The organism is Streptomyces sp. NPDC052023 (assembly GCF_044548465.1).
Taxonomy (GTDB): Bacteria; Actinomycetota; Actinomycetes; order Streptomycetales; family Streptomycetaceae; genus Streptomyces.
On sequence record NZ_JBIUBW010000003.1, the window covers coordinates 362,693 to 380,110 of the forward strand.

Sequence of the window (17,418 nt, forward strand, 5' to 3'; positions counted from 1 at the left end):
GGATCGATGCACACCGACAAGCCGCTGTCCAAGGAGATCGACGCCGGCGTCCCGACGGCCGCGCGGATGTACGACTACTACCTCGGCGGGAAGGACAACTACGCCGCGGACCGCGCTGCCTGCGAGGAACTCGACAAGGTCGTCCCCAGCACCCGCCGGCTCGCCGTCAACAACCGCCGTTTCCTGCAGCGCGTGGTCCGTACGCTCGCCGCCGAGCACGGCATCCGCCAGTTCCTGGACCACGGCTCCGGCCTGCCCACCCAGGACAACGTCCACCAGGTGGCCCAGCAGTACGACCCCACCGCACATGTCGTCTACGTCGACAACGATCCCATGGTGCTGGTGCACGGCCGTGCGCTGCTGGAGCAGGACGAGCGCACCTGCGTGATCCACGCCGACATGCGGGACACGGACGCGATCTTCTCCCACCCCGACACCCAGCGCCTGATCGACTTCTCCGAGCCGGTCTGCGTGCTGTTCAACTCGGTCTTCCACTGCATCCCGGACAGCGACACCGACGGCCCGCAGGCCGTCGTCCAGCGGGTGTCCGAGCGGCTGGCCCCCGGCAGCTTCCTGCTGATGTGCCAACTGGTCAGCGAGGACGCCGAGGTCCGCGAGTTCGTCACCGACTTCATGGACCAGGTCACGCAGGGAAACTGGGGCCGGGTCCGCCAGGAGAAGGACGTCGCCGCGCTCTTCGACGGCCTGGAGATCCTCGAGCCGGGCCTCGTCGAGGTGTCGACCTGGCGCCCGGACTCCGAGGTGGCGCCCCGCCAGCTCACCCACGAGTGGATCGAGTTCGGCGGCGTCGCCCGCATCCCGGTCCCCTAGGGCCGGCGGTCAGTCCTTCGCGTAGCGCTGCTCCATCGTCTCGTGGAGCAGCGCAAGCGACGCGCGCGGTGTCAGCGCCTCGTCGGCCAGCCGGTCCAGGGCGACGCGGTACTCCTCCGTCTCGTCCCGGTCCTCCAGGAAGTTCGCGCTCCTGATGTGCTCCAGGTAGACGACGTCCGGCAGGTCCAGGCCGTCGAAGCGGAGATAGGTGATCGGGATCGACGGCGCCGACGCGTTGGTCACGTCCAGCGGCACGATCTGCACGGTCACATGGGGCTGCCTGGCCATCTCGGCCAGGTGCGCGAGCTGGTCGCGCATCACGGCGCGGCTGCCCAGTACGCGCAGCAGTACGGACTCGTCGATGATCGCCCACAGCTGGGGCGCGTCCGGCCGCGTCAGCAATTCGGCCCGCCGGGAGCGCAGTTCGACCCGCCGCCGTACCTCGTGCGGCGGTGCGACCGGCAGCCCCCGCTCCACCACCGCACGGGTGTAGTCCGGCGTCTGGAGCAGCCCCGGCACGTACTGGATCTCGAAGGTACGGATCGAGGCGGCCGCTTCCTGCAGGCCCACCAGCCGGTCGAACCACTCGGGCATCAGCCGCTTGTCGTACCGCTGCCACCAGCCTGGTTCCCCGGCCCGCCGGAGCAACTGGAGCAGCACCGACGCGTCGTACTCCTCCACCTCGTAGTGCTTCAGCAGCGCCAGGACATCGGCCTCGGTCGGAGGCCTGCGGCCCTTGCCCGACTCGATGCGTGACAGCTTCGCCGGGCTGAATCCCAGGGCGCGCGCCGCCTGGTCCTGGGCGAGTCCGGCGTCCTCGCGGAAGCCCGCCAACTGCACGCCGACCAGCATCTTCAACAGAGTCGGAGCGGGCTCCGCACGGTCGAGATAGGGTCGGAGACGAGAGATGCGCTGTGACTCGGCGGACATCGTTGCTCCCTGCGGACCGGCAGAAGTACCCCTCACGCTACCGCACTTCACCGATCCGCAGCAGGCGGAGCTCTCACACCAGGTGGTCGAACTCGCCCTCCTTGGCGCCGGCCAGGAACGCCGCCAGCTCGGCCGCCGTGTACACGAGCGCGGGCCCGTCGGGGTCACGGGAGTTGCGCAGTGCGACGCCGCCGTCCATCAGCGCCGCCACCTCCACGCAATTGCCCTCGGCGTTGCTGTGCCGGCTCTTGGTCCAGCGGGCGTCCAGCTTGCTCGCCCGCACTCCGTTCGGCATCACCGACATCACGACCTCCCTCGGTTCACGGTGCTGAGTCCCTACCCGATTCTCACGCAATTTCTCGTGCAATTGCACGCGGGCACTGACAGCGTGGATAATAGCCGTGGCGTCAACCCATCGGAAGGCGCCGGATCATGACGCCGCTTCAGGGAAAAGAGCAGGTCGCAAGGCCTGTCTCCCCGTCCGACATGACCGCTGCGGAAAGGCCCCACGCCATGCGCACCGCTTCGACGGGACAGCACAGCCACGAGCGCACCGACCGCGACGCGCGGCCGAGCGGCGGAGCGACGCCGCTGCTGGCGCTGGGCGAAGTGCCCTGGCGGGACATCCGCGACTCCACCGGATCCGCGGCCGCGATCCCCCTGCTGCTCAACACCATCGCCTGGGGCGGCCCCGACGCAGCGGGCCGTGCGCTCGACGAACTGCGCGACCGCATCTGCCAGTACGGCTTCGTGGTGGAGCAGGCCACGGCCGCGACCGTGCCGTTCCTGTGGGAGCTCGCCCAGCTGCCCGAGGTGACCTGCCGGCCCCGGATCATCCAGCTGCTCAAGAACATCGCCGACGCCCGGCAGTGGGAGCACACGGCGACGGCCTATCCGAAGCTGCTCAACCACCGCGAGAACCACGTGGTGTGGGAGCGTGCCGCCCGCCGTGCCGTCCACGCGCGGCGCGGTGTCCTCGGGCGGCTGATGGCGGAGGAGGACGCCGAGGTCGCCGGCGCCTCCGCCGAACTGGCTCGTTCCCTCGGCGAGTAGCGCCCGGGCGAGGTCTCACCCTCCGGACGTATGCGCGGGGACGAGCGATTGCCCCCCACCGCACCCGCGCCAACCGGCCAACGCCGAGGACTCCGCAGGAGGCGCCGCGGTGTGCGGCCAGGCGGCCCGAGAGATGAACGGCGGGCGGGTGAGGCTGTCCCGGTAGGCAACGGTATTGCGTCAAATGGGTGTCCAGGGCCAGGAGAGGTGAATGGTCCGCCCCTGTCCGGGCATACGGTGCGCAAAAGTCGAGAGAGGGGCGCCCCGTGCTTGTTCCGGACCCGAAGGTCGTCAGGAAGTTGCTGACCAGGTACGCATCGCTGCGCATCGCCCAGGCGGAGAGTGAGACGTCGACGGCTGCACGGGAGTTGGAGGACGTCAGCTACACGCTGTGCGTGATGATGGGCACGACCAGCATCCATGACGCGATCGCCAAGGCGGACGCCCTGCTCACGAGCGGGCGCCCCACCGATCCGGACGGGGAGAGCGGACTGTCGCTGGCCGTCTGACCCGCGGGCGGTCCAGCGCTGTCACAGCACGGTCGTAGTGGTGCCGTTGACCCGCCGCTGCTCGTCGGCGGCGGGTCTCGCCAGCCACTCGGCGATGGTCCGGGCGATCGGCTGGCCCGTGTCGGCCTCGATGAACCCGAACTGCCCGGACTGGTTGCACTCCAGGAACCACCATGTCCCGTCCGCGTCCTCCACGAAGTCGAAGGCTCCGTAGGCCAGTTCCGCGTCGCGCAGGTACGCCCGCACGCCCTCGGCGACCCGCGGCGGCACCTCCACGCAACTCCACGGCGTCCGGTCCGTGGCGAAGCGGACGTCGACCTCGGCCGGGTCGGCGTCGGGCGCGGTGGGTCTGCGGGCGGCGAGCAGTCGCTCGCCGACCACGGTGAGCCGGACGTCGGCCCGCTTGGCGATGCGCCGCTGCAACAAGGTGGGCCCGAAGGCGACCGCCGCGAAGTCGGCGTCGGGGGCCACCCGGCTGGTCGGCACGGCTCTCGGCGGTTCCTGCGGATGCGCGCCCGAGACGGGTTTGACGACCAGGTCGGGGTAACGATTCGCGAAGTCCCTGGCGGCCTGCGGGAACGTCGTGATCAGCGTCGCCGGGACCGGTAGCCCGCAGCGCTGGGCGAGGCGCAGCTGCCACGGCTTGTGCCGGGCCCGGCGGGCCGGGTCCGGGTGGTTCATCCAGCGCGTGCCGGAGCTGCGGAGCATGCCGTAGAGCGCCTGCGAGGACTCCTCCGTCAGCCATGCGGACGGCTCGGCGACCCGGGTTGCCGGAGCCCCCGGCCGGCGCACCCACACGGACCGCAGGCCGTCCATGCTCACCAGCCGTCCCGCGGACCACAGGTGTCCGCGGAACGACCCGTGCACGTACTCGCCCGACAGGGCGGCACCGCCGATCAGATCGGCGGGATCGAGGCGGACCACCGGCACCCCGGACTCGTTCAGGTGGACCACCACCATGTCCGCCGTGACGTCCTCGTCATTGGTCAGGATCAGTACGGTCATCGTCGACGGCCCGGGGTCAGTCGTCGAAGTGCGTCTTCGAGCCGGCGGTCGAGGTCGTCGTCCCCAGCTCTCTGAGCAGCGCGAGGTCCGTGGCGGCGATCCGCCCGTCGAACAATACGTTCAACTGCAGGCCGGAGTCGTACGCGTACGGCGTGGCGACGTCCAACTCCGCCGCCGGGCGTGCGTAGTTGAGCGCGAACGGTTGCATCGTCTCTCCCTCTCGGTGCTGCCCCGGTCAGGCCGTCGGCCTGGCGTGTGTGGTGGCGTCTTCCGCTCGATGTCCGGGGCTTCCATGGACTTATACGAATCGAACGGGTGGTTGGTTTCCTTACGCTCCGTGATCGCGGGCGAGTTGGTCGCTCTGAACCTGAGACGGCCGGCGGAGTCGGTCGGTTGACTGGGCGTGGGGTCGGGAGCTGCGCACACGGAGCGGTGGTGGGGCGCATCGGGGCGGTAACGGGGGCGCGTGCCTCGGCCGGCGCCCGGGAGGTGGCGGTGCGGAGTGCGGTGATCCGTCCTGATACGTCAGACGTGTTCGCCGGGCCGGACGGCCTCGGCAGAGGTGCGGTGTGCCCGTGCTGCCGGGGAGGTGCGCAGGGTGCGCAGAGCGAGCAGGAGTACGCCGACGTCGTCCAGATACACCGGATCGGGCAGCAGATCGGCCGGGAGTACGAAGTACGCCACGGCGCCCCAGAACACCCAGCGTGGCCCCGTCGGCAGCCCGGCCCGCCGCAGTCCGCGCCGGGCCCGGATCAGCCGTACCAGCAGCCCCACGGCCGTGGCGAGCAGAAGCGCCGCGACCACGGCGACGACGGCGAGCACTGCTGTCGTGGAATCCACGGGCCCTCCTAGGTCCGGTGCACCGCTACGCGCGTGCCTCTTGTTGGATTCCCTGATACGGCTGCTGTATTGCCTCCGTTGCGGCGTTTGTGCCACTCGGCACACCCCGGCCCGGTACAGCTGTGCCTGGGGCGGCGTCCGTGAACGGGAGGAACGAGGCGTCCGCGGCGGGCCGGCAACTCCCGCTGTTCAGGCGTTCGGGCCTGCGGCGTTGTCCGCCGCGTGAGCCGGGCCGTGCCCGTCGGGTGCCCCGCCCGCCGGGCGCCGGGCCTTCCCGCCGCTCTTGAACCGCTCCAGGGTGCGGGTCAGCTGCTGGAGCGGGGACGCGGCCGGGGCCTCCTGCCGCGGGTCGGGTACGGCCGGCTCGGGCTGGGCGGCGGCCGACTCCCGGTAGACGGCGAGGGCCTCGTGGGCGCGCTCGGCGGCCTCCCGGTACAGGTCCCGGGACCTGGTCATCGCCTCCAGCGCCTCGGCGTACATCTTCACCAGCGCCCGCTCGCGCGCCAGCTCCTCCTCCAGGGTCAGCAGGTGCCAGTCCTCCCGCAGCGCGGTCAGCACCTCCTCGGCCCCCTCCGGCAGCGACCGCGGCAGGGCGGCGAAGCGGGTCACGGCGGCGAGCAGCTCGGCCGGCTCCGAACCGTCGAGAAAGACACTCCGTACGGCGTAGTCGTCACCGTCGTACCCCTCCGGGGCCGGGGCGCCGGGCAGCACCACGGCACCGCCGCGCGGCACCTGCACCCCGAACTCCCGCAACGCCCAGTTCACGGACCGCAGCTGCTGCGGCGCGGCCCGGTGCTCCACCACGCGGTGCCGCAGCCCGGGCGGGAGCAACCGGGCAAGCGGCAGGCGGCCGCGCGCGTCGGGGGTCATCGCCTCGTGTACGACGAAGTGGACGGCCCAGCCGGCGCGCGCGGCGCCCCTCAGGACACGCCGCAGCTCCTTGTCGTCCGGCGGGAGCGGGTTGATGTCCAGGAAGCGCAGCCCGGCGCCGCTCTCCGCGTCGTGGTCCCAGGCCGTGCCGGTGCCGGCGCCGTCCGGCCAGAACATCGTCACCGGCGACGGCCACCGCGGATCCCACGGGGCCTCGGCCTCCGCGGCCAGCATCCACGCGCCTCCCTCCGCCGGGTCGCGCGCCAGCGACAGCCTGGCCCGGACGGTCACCGCGTCGCCGGTCTCCCAGCGCGCCTCGAAGACCCGCTCCGGAGCGCCCTCGGTCTCGGGCAGCTCCCTCCAGTCGCGGATCACCCCGCTCTCCTTGAGCTGCTGCGCATGCCGCCGGAGCACATCCTCCGCGGCGGATCCGGCATGGCGGCCACGAGCCAGCCAGACCGTGGGGGGAGTCATGGGGCGGACGGAGGTGGAGGTCGGCATGAGTCCATCTGTGAACGGGGGCGGGGTGCGACTGCCAGTATGTCGCCGCGGCCGGTCCGGGTCACCCAGGGGGTCACCCGGCGCGCCGGTCGTCCACCTGCGGTCATGTGCGAGGTCGGCGATGGTGGGCAGGAGGACATCGGCCGGCTGCACGGCTGCGGACCGGAGAAGGAGTAACCCCCTGTGAACGTTGACCTCGGCGGGCGAACCGCGCTGGTGACAGGCTCCTCCCAGGGCATCGGAGCGGCGATCGCGGTGGGTCTGGCCCGCGCGGGCGCCCGCGTCGGCGTCAACGGCCGTGATGCCGAACGCCTCGAAAGAAGCGTCGGGAAGCTGCGGGCGGAGGTGCCGGACGGGGATTTCGTCCCCGTCGCCGCCGACCTGGGCGACGAGCGGGAGGCCGCCCGTGCCGTGGACGTCCTGCCCGACGTCGACATCCTGGTCAACAACCTCGGCATCTTCGGGCCCACCCCCGCCCTGGAGATCACCGACGACGAGTGGCGCCGCTACTTCGACGTCAACGTCCTCTCCGCGGTCCGGCTGATCCGTTCGTATCTGCCCCGGATGACCGGCCAGGGGTGGGGCCGGGTGCTGAACATCGCGAGCGACTCCGCGGTCGTCATCCCGGCCGAGATGATCCACTACGGCATGTCGAAAACCGCGCTGCTCGCGGTGAGCCGCGGCTTTGCGAAGGAGGCGGCGGGCACCGGCGTCACGGTGAACTCCGTCATCGCAGGCCCCACCCACACCGAGGGCGTCGAGGACTTCGTCTACCAGCTGGTCGACCGCGATCTGCCCTGGGACGAGGCCCAGCGTGCCTTCATGCGGGACCACCGCCCGCAGTCACTGCTCCAGCGCCTGATCGAGCCCGAGGAGATCGCCAACCTCGTCGTCTACCTCAGCTCACCCCTGGCGTCCGCGACGACGGGCGCGGCGGTGCGGGTCGACGGCGGCTACGTGGACTCGATCCTGCCCTAGGGGCCCGAGGAGGATCCTGCGGCTCACCATCCCGTCAGCAGCAGGTGGTTGACGAGCAGCGCGACCACGGCCTGGGCCGCGAGCCAGCCGCGGGGGCGGGGCAGGAAGGCACCGGCGGCCAGGAGCCACAGGGCGAACGGCAGCCAGATCCGCTCCGTCTCGGCCTTGCTCATCCCGGACAGATCGGCGGCGAGGACGGCGACGAGCGCGGCGAGGAGGAGCACCGCAAGCCGTGACTCCGGGTGGTCCAGCAGGCCCGGACCTTCGCGTCGGCCCGCCGGCTTCCCGCCCTCGCGGCCACCCCGCAGGCCCTCGTCCCCGCGCGGCCGTAGGAGCACCCCGCCCGCGCGCACCAGCCCCGCCACCGTGGCCAGACCGACCACCAGCACGGTGCACGCCGGATTGGCCCACACCCAGTACCAGTACGGCCGGACACCGCCGGCGCCCTGGTTGTAGCGCTCCACCAGCAGGTGGTACGCCTCCCAGTAGTCGAATCCGGCGAGGGTGAAGGCCAGCGGCACCACGATCACCCCGGCCGCCGACGGCAACCACACCGCCCGCCGGTTCCGCCCGAGGACCAGCACCGCCACCCCGATCACGCCGACGAGCGTCAGCCCGTACGACAGACAGCAGGTCAGCCCGAAGAGCAGCCCCGCCCCGAACGCGGCAGCGCGCGGCCGCCGCCCCGTCACCGCCAGCGCGAACAGCGCGACGGCCCACGCGGCGACCGCCGTGAAGTACCCGTCGGCCGATGTCCCCATCCACACCGCACCCGGCGCCAGCACCAGAAACGGCGCCGCCCGCCGCGCGAGCCCCTCCGCGGCCAGCGCCCGGACCGTGACCAGCACGGCCACCACCGCGGTGGCCCCCACGGTGATGCACCAGACGCCCGCCCAGGCACCGCCGCCCAGCCCGATCCGGTCGAGCAGCACGAAGGTGAGAGTGGCCGCCGGCGGATGACCGGCGACGTGTGCGGGCCAGTGGTCGGGGCCCTGGATCACGATGTACTCGGTGAAGTGCCGCAGTGTCGCCGGAATGTCCTGGAAGCGGTCGATGACCTGGAGGTACTCGTAGCGCGTCGTCAGCCGTTCGGCTACGCCACGGTGCCAGCCGTCGATCAGGGCCAGCGACCATGTCCACGCCATCGAGGTGCCGCAGGCCACGGCGAGCAGCGCGCGCCACGGCAGCCGGGCTGCCAGCCCGGGGCCGTACACCACCACCGCGACGGCCACCACCACGGCGGCCGGGGTGCCGGGTCCGAGGTGCGGGCCCCAGGAGGCGAGCAACGGGGGCCAGTTGACGAACAGCGTGCCGTCGGTGTCCTCGATGTGGCGGCCGACCAGCACCGCCGCCACGAAGAGCAGCACGGCGGCCAGGGCGGCGGCCAGGTCACGCAGATGAGGGGAGCGGATCACACGCAGGACGCTAGGCCGCCGACGGCCGCGTGAGGGCGTCCGGCGCCCCGACGTCAGCGTTTCGTCATGGGTCGCGCGGCGCTTTCCGCACCGGTCCAGGCCTACCGTCAGGACATGCGCGACCAACGGCTTCCCTCCTCGCCCGGCTTCTGGCGCAGCCCCTTGCGCGGCCCCCGGTTCACCGCCGTGCTCGGGATCGTCCTGCTCGTGGGCATCACGGTGCTCTTCGTGACCGGACTGCTGTCGTACGCGGCGTACAACCCGAACCTGTCGCCGGTGAACGACATGACTCCCGGCAAGGGGATCCTCGGCTTCTACCTGTTCTCCTGGCCGACGAGCCCGTACTGGCTGTACCGCCTCACCCAGGGCGTCCACGTCACCCTCGGGATCACGCTCATCCCCGTTCTGCTGGCCAAGCTGTGGTCGGTGGTGCCCCGGCTGTTCACGCTGCCGCCGGCCCGCTCGCTGGCGCACGCGCTGGAGCGGATCTCGCTGCTGCTGCTGGTCGGGGGCGCCCTCTTCCAGTTCACGACGGGGGTGCTCAACGTCCAGCTGGACTACCTGTTCCCCGGCTCCTTCTACACGCTGCACTTCTACGGCGCCTGGGTCTTCTTCGCCGCGTTCGCCGCGCACGCCGCCCTGAAGCTGCCGATCGCCCTGCGCAATCTGCGCCGGCTCCGCTCCGGGCCGGCCGGGCGACCGGAGGAGAACGACCTCGTCTCGCCGCGGCCCGCCGAGCCCACCGTGACCCGGCGGGGCGCGTTCGGGCTGGTCGGCGGCGCCTCGCTGCTGCTGTTCGTCACCTCCGCGGGCCGCAGCTTCGACGGCCCGCTGCGCAGTACCGCCCTCCTCGTGCCGCACGGAGGACCCGAGCCGGGCAGCGGCCCCGGGGGCTTCCAGATCAACAAGACCGCGGCGTACGCCGCGATCGACGCCCGGGAGACCGCGGGCGACACCTGGCGGCTGGTCGTCGAGGGTCCGGCGGGCGTCGTCCGGCTCGGCCGGGAGGATCTGCTGCGGCTGCCGCTGCACAGCGCCGCCCTGCCGATCGCGTGCGTGGAGGGCTGGTCGACCTCCGACCAGTGGTGGCGAGGCGTACGGCTGCGGGACCTCGCCGCCCTCGCCGGGTACGACGAACCGCCCGACGTCCTGGTGGAGTCCCTGCAAAGACGCGGCGCCTTCCGCCGGGCCGCGCTGCGCGCCAATCAGGTGGCCGACCCGCGTTCCCTGCTCGCCCTGGACGTCAACGGCGAGCCGCTGACTCTCGACCACGGCTACCCCGCCCGGATCATCGTGCCCGCCGCGCCGGGCGTGCTCAACACCAAGTGGGTGGCCCGGATGACCTTCGGAGACCTCTGATGCGCCCCACCCTGACCCGGCCGCGCCTCGCCGTCGGGAGCCCGTTCCAGATCCTGTTGCTCGCCTGCTCGTTCGCGCTCGCCGGGTACGCGGGCGTGCGGCTGCTCGCGGGCGACTGGTTCGGTGTCGTGCTCTGGTTCGTGGGCGCGGCCGTACTGCACGACCTGGTGCTGCTGCCGCTGTACTCGGCGGCCGACCGGGCACTCACGGGCACGCTGGGCGCCGCGAGGCGGCGGGAGTGGGTGCCCTACGTCCGGGTCCCGGCCGTTCTGTCCGGCCTGCTGCTGCTCGTGTGGTTCCCGCTGATCAGCGGGAGCGTCGACGAGCGCTACCGGCTGGCCACCGGGCTCCCGGCGGACGGTTTCCTCGCCCGCTGGCTGCTGATCACCGCCGTTCTGTTCGGCGGCTCGGCACTGCTGCTGGCGCTGCGGGTGCGCAGGGCGACGAAGCAGCGGCCGCCGGCCGACCACTGACCGTCCTCGGCGAGACCCAGCACGCGCGCGAGGCGCAGCAGTGCCGGGGTGCCCAGGCGGGCCCACGGAAACGGGGCGCCCGCCGTGCCCTGCCCGTCGGTGACATGGACCTGAACGCGTTCGTCGATGTCCACGGGGACCGTCTCGGCGAGCACCAGACCCCCGGGCGCGAGCAGCCGGGCCAGCCGGCCGAGCAGCGCCTGCGGGTCGCCGCCGATGCCGAGGTTGCCGTCGATCAGCAGGGCGGTGCCCCACCGGCGTTCGCCGGGCAGCGGCTGGAAGACCGAGCGGTGCAGGGCCTGGCCGCCGAGGCGCGCGGTGTGCGCGACGGCGGCCTCGCTGACGTCGACACCCAGCGCCCGGCGGCCCCGGGCAGCGAGTTCGGCGACCGGCCGGCCGGGACCGCAGCCGACGTCGAGCACGGCGCCCTCGCAACGGGCCAGCACGGTGAGGTCGGCCTCGTCCGGTCGGGCGCACCACCGCTCCACGTCCAGCGGGAGCAGCCAGCCGTCGCTGCGGCGCAGGAACAGCGGGCCGCGACCGGTGCGCAGGGCGCGCACATAGGGGTCGTCGGCGGTCCAGGGAAGCAGCCGCCCGGTCCGCGTCGTCTCGTAGGGGGCACTCATCGGCCGGTGGCCGCCCGCAGCCGGGCCACTTCGGCGGCGAACCGGCCGCGCGGCGCCAGCTCCGCCACGGCCGCCACGTCGGCGGCCGTGTCGACGTCCCGCAGCCGGGGCAGCTCCCGCACCCGCAGCCCGGCTCCGGTCAGCCGGTCGTGCTGAACGGCGCCGGTCAGGGGCGTCGACATGGGGACCCCGCGCAGCAGTTCCGGCGCGGGCTCGGCGAGCCCCAGCGCCCAGAAGCCGCCGTCCTCGGCCGGGCCGAAGTACGCGTCGCACCCGGCGAAGTCCACGGTCAGCAGCTCCGGCGTCACCTGCGGTGTGTCCATCCCGATCAGCAGCGCCGCTCCGGCACATCCGGCGAAGGCCGCGGCCAGCCGCTCGTCCAGACCACCGGCGCACTGCGGTACGACCTCGAAGCCCGGCGGCAGCCAGGGCCCCGGACGTCCGTCCAGCACCAGCACCCGGCGGCGGGCCGGGGTCGCGGCCACCGCGTGCAGCGTGTCCACCAGGGCGGCCTCGGCCAGCGCGGCTGCCTCGGCGGGCGTGAACGGCGGGGTGAGCCGCGTCTTGACGCGCCCGGGGCGTGGCTCCTTGGCGATGACGAGGAGCGTGGTCATCGGTGGCTCCCCTCCGGCGCCGAAGCCGGCTCGGCCAGCACGCGGCGCATGTCCCGTACCGCCTGCCACGTGCCATGCCAGGTTCCGGTCACCTTGGACGCACCGGTGCGGGGCAGATACGGCACGTCGTGCTCGGCGACGCGCCAGCCGGCGTCGGCGGCGCGCACGACCATCTGGAGCGGGTAGCCGCTGCGCCGGTCGGTGAGTTCGAGGGCGAGCAGTGCCTCACGCCGGGCGGCCCGCAGCGGGCCCACGTCGTGCAGCCGCAGCCCGGTGCGCCGGCGCAGCAGCACGGCCAGGGCGAGGTTGCCCGCACGCGCGTGCGCGGGCCAGGCACCCCTGCCACGCGGCCTGCGCCGGCCCAGGACCAGGTCGGTCTCGCCGGACTGCACCTCACCCACGAACGGGACGAGGAGGGACGGGTCGAGCGAGGCGTCGCAGTCGCAGAAGCACACGATGCCGGCCGTCGCGGCGGTGAGTCCCGCGTGGCAGGCGGCGCCGAAACCGCGGCGCGGTTCGTGGACCACGGTCGCGCCGAGCGCGCGGGCGACGTCCGCCGAGCCGTCGGTGGAGCCGTTGTCCACGACGAGGGCACGCCATCCGGCGGGGATGCGTTCCAGCACCCAGGGGAGGGCCTCGGCCTCGTTCAGGCAGGGGAGGACGACGTCGACGGGCGGGGGTGGGGGAGGGGTTGTCACGGCTTTCACCCTACGAATGGGAAACGGGCATATCGGGCTTCCGCTGCTTACGAAACACGGACGTCAGGGGAGCGTGGGACCCTGCTCCGCGCCGAGTTCGGCGCACGCGAACTCCCGCATCCCGTCCGCGAATCCGACCCCGGGCTTCCAGCCCAGTTCGGAGCGGAGCCGCGCGGAGTCGGCGGTGATGTGGCGAACGTCCCCCAGCCGGAACTCGCCGGTCACCACCGGCTCAGGCCCGCCGTACGCGGCTGCCAGAGCCCGCGCCATCTCGCCGACCGTGTGCGGCTCACCGCTGCCGGTGTTGTACGCCGTGAGCGCACCCGGCTCCGAACCCGCCTCCAGCGCGGCCACGTTGGCCGCCGCCACATCGTGTACGTGGACGAAGTCCCGCCGCTGCCGACCGTCCTCGAACACGCGCGGCGCCTCGCCCCGGGCGAGCGCGGAGCGGAAGAAGGAGGCCACCCCGGCGTAGGGCGTGTCGCGGGGCATCCGGGGCCCGTACACGTTGTGGTACCGCAAGGACACCGCCGAACCTCCCGTGGCCCGCGCCCACGCCGCCGCGAGATGCTCCTGTGCGAGCTTCGTCGTCGCGTACACGTTGCGCGGATCGAGCGGCGCGTCCTCCCCGACCAGGCCGGGCTCCAGTGCGGCACCGCAGTCGGGGCACGGGGGTTCGAAGCGGCCCGCCGCCAGGTCGGCGACCGCTCGCGGGCCGGGCCGCACCGTGCCGTGCCGGGGGCAGCGGTAGCGCCCCTCGCCGTACACCACCATCGACCCCGCCAGCACCAGCCGGCGCACGCCCGCCTCGCCCATGGCGGTGAGCAGCACCGCCGTACCGAGGTCGTTGCGGGAGACGTACTCGGGCGCGTCGGCGAAACCCGTGCCCAGCCCGACCATCGCCGCCTGATGGCAGACGGCGTCGATGCCGGGCAGGGCCCGGCGTACCGCGTCGAGGTCCCGTACGTCCGACCGGGGATCTTTGCGTACGTCGTACACGACGGGTTCGTGCCCGGCCGCCGTCAGTGCCTCGACGACATGGGACCCGATGAATCCGGCACCGCCGGTGATCAGTACGCGCATGGCCACACGCTAGGTCGGCACACCGGGCCAGGAGCCGCACCGCGCCCGTCATGTCACAGGTCCGTAAGACGGCGGGGGGCCCGGCGGACAGATCGCCGGGCCCCCCGCCGCCGGGTTCGCCCGACGCCTACGCGCCGCTCTCCCGCAGCATGTCCTCGCGCTCGACGATCTTCACGCGGTTGCGGCCCTGCGGCTCGCCCAGCGCCTTCTCGGCGGCGTCCAGCCGGTACCAGCCCTCCCACGTGGTGAAACGGACGTTCCGCTCGGCCAGGAAGGCGTCGACGGCCTCGGGGGCCGGCGCCGACGGGGTGTGCAGCCGGCTGTGGGCGAAGTCGTCCAGCAGGTTGGACACCGTCTCGTTGGCGTCGCCCTTCGTGTGGCCGATGAGCCCGACCGGGCCCCGGCGGATCCAGCCGGTGACGTACACCGACTGAAGGTGCGTGCCGCCCTCCTCGATGACGCGGCCGCCCTCGTCGGGGACCGTGCCGGAATCGAGGTCCCAGGGCAGCTTGGGCAGCTTGTCGGAGAGGTAGCCGACGGCCCGGTAGATCGCCGTGACGTCCCAGTCGGTGAAGTTGCCGGTGCCCTTGACGTTGCCGGTGCCGTCCAGCTCGGTGCGCTCGGTGCGCAGGCCGACGACCTTGCCGTCCTCGCCCAGGATCTCGCTGGGGGACTCGAAGAAGTGCAGGAACAGCTTGTGCGGCCGGTCGCCGACGTCGCGGATCGCCCAGTTCTCCAGGGTCTTGGCGACCATGTCGGCCTGCTTGTTGCCGCGCCGGGTCTCGATCGAGCCCTCGTCGTAGTCGATGTCCTCGGGGTCGACGATGACCTCGATGTTGGGCGAGTGGTCCAGTTCGCGCAGCTCCATGGGGCTGAACTTGGCCTGCGCCGGGCCGCGTCGGCCGAAGACGTGGATCTCCTTGGCCCGGTTGGCCCGCAGGCCCTCGTGGACGTTCGGCGGGATCTCCGTCGGCAGCAGCTCCTCCGCGGTCTTGGCGAGGATGCGCGCCACGTCGAGCGCCACGTTGCCGACGCCGAGGACGGCCACCTTCTCCGCCTCCAGCGGCCACGTGCGGGGCACGTCCGGGTGGCCGTCGTACCAGGACACGAAGTCGGCGGCGCCGTACGAGCCGTCGAGCTCGATACCCGGGATCGGCAGCGCGCGGTCGGCCGTGGCACCGGTGGAGAAGATCACGGCGTCGTAGAACGAGCGCAGGTCGTCCAGGCTGATGTCGGCCGGGTAGTCGACATTGCCGAAGAGCCGTATCTGCGGCTTGTCCAGGACCTGGTGGAGGGCCGTGATGATGCCCTTGATGCGGGGGTGGTCGGGGGCGACGCCGTAACGGATCAGACCGAACGGCGCCGGCATCCGCTCGAAGAGGTCGATGGACACGCCGGGTTCGGCGGCCACGCCGGACTTGAGCAGGGCGTCGGCGGCGTAGATCCCGGCCGGGCCGGCTCCGACGATGGCTACCCGCAGCGGGCGCGTCATGATCAGGTTCCCTTCGAGCGATGATGATGCGACTCGACGGGAAGCCTAAGCTAAGGCATGCCTAACCTGGTACGCGGGTCCATTCTATGAGCTCATAAGGCCACCTTATGGGAGCCATAAGCCACGCGGGGACCCCGGGGCCCGCCGCCCGCCGGGGCTTCGTTCCCGCTGCCCCGGGCCGAGCGCGCACCGGCCCGCCGGCCACGCACCGCCTCTCCGTCGCCGCCGGTCCGGCTGCGGGGGGGCGCGGGATCCGGACGGGGCCGGGCCGGGGTGTCCCGGCCGTCCCCGCCGTTACCCTGCTCCGCGACGCCTCCGCGTTTCCCAAGCGGGCCGCCCGCCGCTGGAACGCGCTCCGGGCCTCACTCCGCGGGACCCGCGCCGGGGGCGATCACGACCTTGCCGACGACGGTGCCGGACTCGGCGTGCCGCAGCGCGGCGGCGGCCTCCCGGAGCGGGTAGACCCGGTCGATCCTGGTCTTGATCGCGCCGGACCGCAGCAGCTCGAAGATCTTCGTCAGGTCCTCCCGCAGCTCGGCCCGGTAGCGCTCGGGGTGCCGCGCCTTCCCCGCCCACAGATTGAAGAAGTATGCGTGGCGACCGTTGGGCAGGGCGTTCCGGACCGCGAGCTTCGCGACCAGCTTCAGGACCGCGACCGTGCCGCTGCCCGCCTGGTCGCGGGTCGAGGCGCTGCCGTACGAGACGAGGGTGCCGCCGGGGGCGAGCATCCGCCAGGAGTCGTCGATGCCCTTGCCGCCCACGTGGTCGAAGACCGCCGCGACCCCGCCCGGGGCCAGCTCGCGGACGCGGGCGGCGATATCGCCGCGGTAGTCCACCGGGGTGGCGCCCATGGCGGCGACCGCGTCCTGGTTGCGGGCCGAGGCGGTGCCGATGACGTGGATGCCGCTGTTGCGGGCCAGCTGGACCAGCACACTGCCGACGCCGCCGTTGGCGCCGTGCACGAGGACGGTGTCACCGCTGCGGGCCTTCGCCGTGCGGAACAGCATCCGCCAGGCCGTCGCGCCGTTGGTGACCAGCGTCTCGGCCTCCGCCGCCGTGATCCCCTCGGGGACCGCCACCAGATCCGCCGCGTCGACGAGGACGTGGTCGGCCCAGCCGCCGGTCTTGGTGAGGGCGGCGACGCGCTGCCCCACGGCCACGTGGACGGACTGCCCGGAGCCGAGTTCCTCGACGACGCCGACGAGGTCGTAGCCGGGTACGAACGGGAACTTCGGCATGTCGTAGTACTTGCCGCGCCGCATCTGCTGCTCGGCGAAGGTCACGCCGCTGGCCTCGACCCGTACCAGGGCCTGGCCCGGGCCGGGCTCGGGCAGCTCGCGGACCCTCAGTTCGAGGCTCTCGGGCTCTCCGACGGCGGGGAGGACGACTTCGGTGGCTTTCATGACTGCGGCTCCTTCTTCACGGGGTCACGGGGTGAGCGAAGATGTGTGGTTAACCACTCACTCATGAGGTGCAGGGGAGGGCGACTGTCGCTCCGCGGTGGGGGACCGGCAGCCGCCCGGGTCGGTTTCGGTCGGTCAGTAGTGCGCGATGCCCGCCGCGAGCGTGCGCGTCCAGGGCGCGTCGACGGCGGTGGCGTCGATGGAGACGATCAGGTGGCAGAGCATGCCGGTCGCGAAGAACTGCTGGATCTGCTCGGCGCCGCCGCCGGAGGCGCCGCGCACGTACTCGACCATCCGGGCGTACCCCGCCCTGACGGCGTCCCTGACGGCCGGCTCCGAGATGGCCGCCGCCTGGGCGTGCAACTGCACCAGCAGCAGGTCGTTGTCGCTGATCAGGCGGGCGTAGGCGTCGCCCATCGACTTCAGTACCGCCTCCGGTGTGCTGCCCTTCGCCTCGGCGGCGCCACGTTCGAAGGCGGCGCGCACCTGGACGAAGCACTGCTCCACCACGGCGGTGAACAGCGCCTCCTTGTTCGGGAACAGCCGGTAGACGTAGGCCTGCGAGATCCCGGCCGCCTTGGCCACCTCGGTCGTGGTGGTGCCGAAGTAGCCGCGCGCCGCGAACGCCCCGATGGCGGTGCGCAGGACGGTCTCCCTGCGTTCCTCGGCGGTGGAGAGCCGACGCTGTCCTGTCTTCATGTGAGTACTTAATCACTCACACTTTGCTGCGGTCAAGGG

Annotated in this window: 19 protein-coding genes; 5 read left to right on the plus strand and 14 right to left on the minus strand. The window is 72.5% G+C overall.

Features of this window, described 5'->3' with window-relative positions:
* Nucleotides 1–6: 6 nt before the first annotated feature.
* Nucleotides 7–831 (plus strand): SAM-dependent methyltransferase, encoded by an 825-nt coding sequence (locus tag ACIHCM_RS09240; RefSeq protein WP_399892190.1) that lies wholly within the window; start codon nucleotides 7–9, stop codon nucleotides 829–831.
* Between the two features lie 9 nt (nucleotides 832–840).
* Here ACIHCM_RS09240 and ACIHCM_RS09245 read toward each other — a convergent pair whose 3' ends face one another.
* Nucleotides 841–1,761, minus strand: a complete 921-nt coding sequence (locus ACIHCM_RS09245) for a helix-turn-helix domain-containing protein (RefSeq protein WP_399891551.1) — start codon at nucleotides 1,759–1,761, stop codon at nucleotides 841–843.
* Between the two features lie 73 nt (nucleotides 1,762–1,834).
* The gene (locus ACIHCM_RS09250) at nucleotides 1,835–2,065 is read right to left on the minus strand and encodes a DUF397 domain-containing protein (protein WP_399891553.1); all 231 of its coding nucleotides are present in this window, start codon (nucleotides 2,063–2,065) and stop codon (nucleotides 1,835–1,837) included.
* Nucleotides 2,066–2,274: 209 nt separating this feature from the next.
* Between ACIHCM_RS09250 and ACIHCM_RS09255 the strand changes: the two genes are divergently transcribed.
* Nucleotides 2,275–2,814 carry a hypothetical protein gene (locus ACIHCM_RS09255; RefSeq protein WP_399891556.1) on the plus strand — a complete coding sequence of 180 codons (540 nt, stop codon included), beginning with the start codon at nucleotides 2,275–2,277 and terminating at the stop codon, nucleotides 2,812–2,814.
* Nucleotides 2,815–3,080: 266 nt separating this feature from the next.
* Complete coding sequence (locus ACIHCM_RS09260; RefSeq protein ID WP_399891559.1) at nucleotides 3,081–3,323, plus strand: DUF5133 domain-containing protein; 243 nt, start codon at nucleotides 3,081–3,083, stop codon at nucleotides 3,321–3,323.
* A gap of 21 nt (nucleotides 3,324–3,344) precedes the next feature.
* Here ACIHCM_RS09260 and tgmB read toward each other — a convergent pair whose 3' ends face one another.
* The 4 genes from tgmB to ACIHCM_RS09280 form a co-directional block, all read right to left on the minus strand.
* Complete coding sequence (tgmB, locus tag ACIHCM_RS09265) at nucleotides 3,345–4,328, minus strand: ATP-grasp ribosomal peptide maturase (protein WP_399891562.1); 984 nt, start codon at nucleotides 4,326–4,328, stop codon at nucleotides 3,345–3,347.
* A gap of 16 nt (nucleotides 4,329–4,344) precedes the next feature.
* Nucleotides 4,345–4,536, minus strand: a complete 192-nt coding sequence (gene tgmA, locus ACIHCM_RS09270) for a putative ATP-grasp-modified RiPP (protein WP_393108460.1) — start codon at nucleotides 4,534–4,536, stop codon at nucleotides 4,345–4,347.
* Between the two features lie 317 nt (nucleotides 4,537–4,853).
* A complete protein-coding gene (locus ACIHCM_RS09275) occupies nucleotides 4,854–5,168 on the minus strand; it encodes a DUF1232 domain-containing protein (protein WP_399891565.1) in 315 nt (104 codons plus the stop codon).
* Between the two features lie 189 nt (nucleotides 5,169–5,357).
* Nucleotides 5,358–6,539: a hypothetical protein gene (locus ACIHCM_RS09280; protein ID WP_399891568.1), complete on the minus strand. Its 1,182-nt coding sequence runs from the start codon at nucleotides 6,537–6,539 to the stop codon at nucleotides 5,358–5,360.
* A 183-nt stretch (nucleotides 6,540–6,722) separates the two neighbouring features.
* Between ACIHCM_RS09280 and ACIHCM_RS09285 the strand changes: the two genes are divergently transcribed.
* Nucleotides 6,723–7,517, plus strand: coding sequence for an SDR family NAD(P)-dependent oxidoreductase (locus ACIHCM_RS09285; protein ID WP_399891571.1), 795 nt, complete (start codon nucleotides 6,723–6,725; stop codon nucleotides 7,515–7,517).
* A 23-nt stretch (nucleotides 7,518–7,540) separates the two neighbouring features.
* On the opposite strand, the gene ACIHCM_RS09290 is transcribed toward ACIHCM_RS09285, so the two are convergent.
* Nucleotides 7,541–8,932: a hypothetical protein gene (locus ACIHCM_RS09290; protein WP_399891574.1), complete on the minus strand. Its 1,392-nt coding sequence runs from the start codon at nucleotides 8,930–8,932 to the stop codon at nucleotides 7,541–7,543.
* Between the two features lie 114 nt (nucleotides 8,933–9,046).
* Here ACIHCM_RS09290 and ACIHCM_RS09295 point away from each other — a divergent pair, with 114 nt between their 5' ends.
* Complete coding sequence (locus ACIHCM_RS09295) at nucleotides 9,047–10,291, plus strand: molybdopterin-dependent oxidoreductase (protein WP_399891577.1); 1,245 nt, start codon at nucleotides 9,047–9,049, stop codon at nucleotides 10,289–10,291.
* Between the two features lie 328 nt (nucleotides 10,292–10,619).
* Here ACIHCM_RS09295 and ACIHCM_RS09300 read toward each other — a convergent pair whose 3' ends face one another.
* The 7 genes from ACIHCM_RS09300 to ACIHCM_RS09330 form a co-directional block, all read right to left on the minus strand.
* Nucleotides 10,620–11,390, minus strand: a complete 771-nt coding sequence (locus ACIHCM_RS09300) for a class I SAM-dependent methyltransferase (protein ID WP_399891580.1) — start codon at nucleotides 11,388–11,390, stop codon at nucleotides 10,620–10,622.
* On the minus strand, nucleotides 11,387–12,004 hold the full coding sequence (locus ACIHCM_RS09305; RefSeq protein ID WP_399891583.1) for a DUF2064 domain-containing protein: 618 nt from the start codon (nucleotides 12,002–12,004) through the stop codon (nucleotides 11,387–11,389). The genes ACIHCM_RS09300 and ACIHCM_RS09305 overlap by 4 nt, the downstream gene beginning before the upstream one ends.
* Nucleotides 12,001–12,711 (minus strand): glycosyltransferase family 2 protein, encoded by a 711-nt coding sequence (locus tag ACIHCM_RS09310; protein WP_399891586.1) that lies wholly within the window; start codon nucleotides 12,709–12,711, stop codon nucleotides 12,001–12,003. The genes ACIHCM_RS09305 and ACIHCM_RS09310 overlap by 4 nt, the downstream gene beginning before the upstream one ends.
* Nucleotides 12,712–12,765: 54 nt before the next feature.
* Entirely contained in the window at nucleotides 12,766–13,785 is a 1,020-nt protein-coding gene (locus tag ACIHCM_RS09315) for an NAD-dependent epimerase/dehydratase family protein (RefSeq protein ID WP_399891589.1), read from the minus strand.
* A 127-nt stretch (nucleotides 13,786–13,912) separates the two neighbouring features.
* A complete protein-coding gene (locus ACIHCM_RS09320; RefSeq protein WP_399891592.1) occupies nucleotides 13,913–15,277 on the minus strand; it encodes an FAD-dependent oxidoreductase in 1,365 nt (454 codons plus the stop codon).
* A gap of 362 nt (nucleotides 15,278–15,639) precedes the next feature.
* Complete coding sequence (locus tag ACIHCM_RS09325) at nucleotides 15,640–16,680, minus strand: medium chain dehydrogenase/reductase family protein (RefSeq protein WP_399891595.1); 1,041 nt, start codon at nucleotides 16,678–16,680, stop codon at nucleotides 15,640–15,642.
* A gap of 135 nt (nucleotides 16,681–16,815) precedes the next feature.
* Nucleotides 16,816–17,379, minus strand: a complete 564-nt coding sequence (locus ACIHCM_RS09330; protein WP_399891598.1) for a TetR/AcrR family transcriptional regulator — start codon at nucleotides 17,377–17,379, stop codon at nucleotides 16,816–16,818.
* Between the last annotated feature and the right edge of the window lie 39 nt (nucleotides 17,380–17,418).

Excerpts from the sequence above, each read along its gene's own strand:
- ACIHCM_RS09245 (WP_399891551.1), bottom strand. The coding sequence starts at position 1,761 with ATGTCCGCCGAGTCACAGCGCATCTCTCGTCTCCGACCCTATCTCGAC.
- ACIHCM_RS09255 (WP_399891556.1), top strand. The coding sequence starts at position 2,275 with ATGCGCACCGCTTCGACGGGACAGCACAGCCACGAGCGCACCGACCGC.
- ACIHCM_RS09300 (WP_399891580.1), bottom strand. The coding sequence starts at position 11,390 with ATGAGTGCCCCCTACGAGACGACGCGGACCGGGCGGCTGCTTCCCTGG.
- ACIHCM_RS09325 (WP_399891595.1), bottom strand. The coding sequence starts at position 16,680 with ATGAAAGCCACCGAAGTCGTCCTCCCCGCCGTCGGAGAGCCCGAGAGC.
- ACIHCM_RS09320 (WP_399891592.1), bottom strand. The coding sequence starts at position 15,277 with ATGACGCGCCCGCTGCGGGTAGCCATCGTCGGAGCCGGCCCGGCCGGG.
- ACIHCM_RS09315 (WP_399891589.1), bottom strand. The coding sequence starts at position 13,785 with ATGCGCGTACTGATCACCGGCGGTGCCGGATTCATCGGGTCCCATGTC.
- ACIHCM_RS09280 (WP_399891568.1), bottom strand. The coding sequence starts at position 6,539 with ATGCCGACCTCCACCTCCGTCCGCCCCATGACTCCCCCCACGGTCTGG.
- ACIHCM_RS09250 (WP_399891553.1), bottom strand. The coding sequence starts at position 2,065 with ATGTCGGTGATGCCGAACGGAGTGCGGGCGAGCAAGCTGGACGCCCGC.
- tgmB (WP_399891562.1), bottom strand. The coding sequence starts at position 4,328 with ATGACCGTACTGATCCTGACCAATGACGAGGACGTCACGGCGGACATG.
- ACIHCM_RS09240 (WP_399892190.1), top strand. The coding sequence starts at position 7 with ATGCACACCGACAAGCCGCTGTCCAAGGAGATCGACGCCGGCGTCCCG.
- ACIHCM_RS09305 (WP_399891583.1), bottom strand. The coding sequence starts at position 12,004 with ATGACCACGCTCCTCGTCATCGCCAAGGAGCCACGCCCCGGGCGCGTC.
- ACIHCM_RS09330 (WP_399891598.1), bottom strand. The coding sequence starts at position 17,379 with ATGAAGACAGGACAGCGTCGGCTCTCCACCGCCGAGGAACGCAGGGAG.
- tgmA (WP_393108460.1), bottom strand. The coding sequence starts at position 4,536 with ATGCAACCGTTCGCGCTCAACTACGCACGCCCGGCGGCGGAGTTGGAC.
- ACIHCM_RS09295 (WP_399891577.1), top strand. The coding sequence starts at position 9,047 with ATGCGCGACCAACGGCTTCCCTCCTCGCCCGGCTTCTGGCGCAGCCCC.